A 1493-nucleotide genomic window follows, 5' to 3' on the forward strand; every position below is an offset into this window, starting at 1 on the left:
GACCACCCGGGCGTCCGCACGGCCGACCTCGCCCACTCACTCGCCACCACCCGCACCCGCTTCGACCAGCGCGCCGCCGTGCTGGCGGGTGACCGCGAGGACCTGCTCGCCGCGCTCGGCGCGCTCGCCGCCGGACGTCCGGACCCGCGCGTCGTGGAGGGGGAGGCCGCCGGGCGTGCCCGGACCGCGGTGCTGTTCACCGGCCAGGGCAGCCAGCGCGCCGCGATGGGCCGCGAGCTGTACGCCGCCCAGCCGGTGTTCGCCGCCGCGTTCGACGAGGTCTGCGCCGCGCTGGACCCGCTGCTCGAGCGGCCGCTCGCCGAGGTCGTGTTCGCCGAGGGGGGCACCGCGGAGGCCGCGCTGCTCGACGAGACCGGCTGGACCCAGCCCGCGCTGTTCGCGGTCGAGGTCGCGCTGTACCGGCTCGTCGAGAGCTGGGGCGTGCGGGCCGACCTCGTGGCCGGGCACTCGATCGGCGAGATCACCGCCGCGTACGTCGCCGGGGTGTTCACCCTGGCCGACGCCGCCCGGCTGGTCGCCGCCCGCGCACGGCTCATGCAGGCGCTGCCCACCGGTGGCGCCATGGTCGCGATCGCGGCCGGCGAGGACGAGGTCACCCCGCTGCTCGACGAGCGGGTGTCGATCGCGGCGGTGAACGCGCCGGGATCGGTGGTCGTCTCCGGCGACGCCGACGCCACCGCCGCGCTCGCCGCGACGTTCGCCGAGCAGGGCCGCCGGACCCGCACACTGCGGGTCAGCCACGCGTTCCACTCGCCGCACATGGACGGCATGCTCGAGGACTTCCGGGCCGTGGCCGAGCGGATCGAGTACCACGCGCCCCGGATCCCGGTGGTCTCCAACCTCACCGGCGCCCGGGCCGCCGACACCGAGCTGTGCGAGCCCGGGTACTGGGTGCGGCACGTGCGCGAGGCGGTCCGGTTCGCCGACTGCGTCACCACGCTGCACGACCAGGGCGCGACCGTCCTTCTGGAGCTGGGACCCGACGCACCGCTCACCGCGATGGCCCGCGAGACCCTCGGGGACGGCGCCGACACCGCGCTGGTGCCCTTCCTGCGCGCCGACCGGGGCGAGGAGCTCGCCGCCGCGACGGCCGCCGCCCGGCTGCAGGTCCACGGCCTGGACCTCGACCCCGCCGCGCTGCTGCACGGGACCGGTGCCCGCCGCACCGCCCTGCCGACCTACGCCTTCCAGCACGAGTTCTACTGGCCGCAGCTGCCCGCGGCCGCCGCGTCCGCCGGGGAGGACACCGACCCGGCCGACCGGCAGCTCTGGGCCGCCGTCGAGCGCGGGGACGCCGCCGAGCTCGCCGGCATCCTCGGCCTCGACGCCGACGACGTCGCCACCCCGCTGCTGCCCGCACTGACCACGTGGCGGCGCGGCAACCGGGAGAAGGCCCGGCTCGACACCCTGCGCTACCGCGTCGAGTGGACCCGGCTGCGGCGCCCCGCCGCGCCGGTCCTCGACGGCACCTG

The 1493-nt window shown here is 77.4% G+C and carries 1 protein-coding gene; it reads left to right on the forward strand.

From position 1 onward, the window contains the following. A partial coding sequence (locus GTW08_RS00715) for an acyltransferase domain-containing protein (protein ID WP_161151252.1) occupies positions 1-1493 on the forward strand: 1493 nt, incomplete at both ends.

The sequence above is a fragment of the Pseudonocardia sp. SID8383 genome, from assembly GCF_009864975.1.
GTDB classification, from domain to species: Bacteria; Actinomycetota; Actinomycetes; order Mycobacteriales; family Pseudonocardiaceae; genus Pseudonocardia; species Pseudonocardia alni.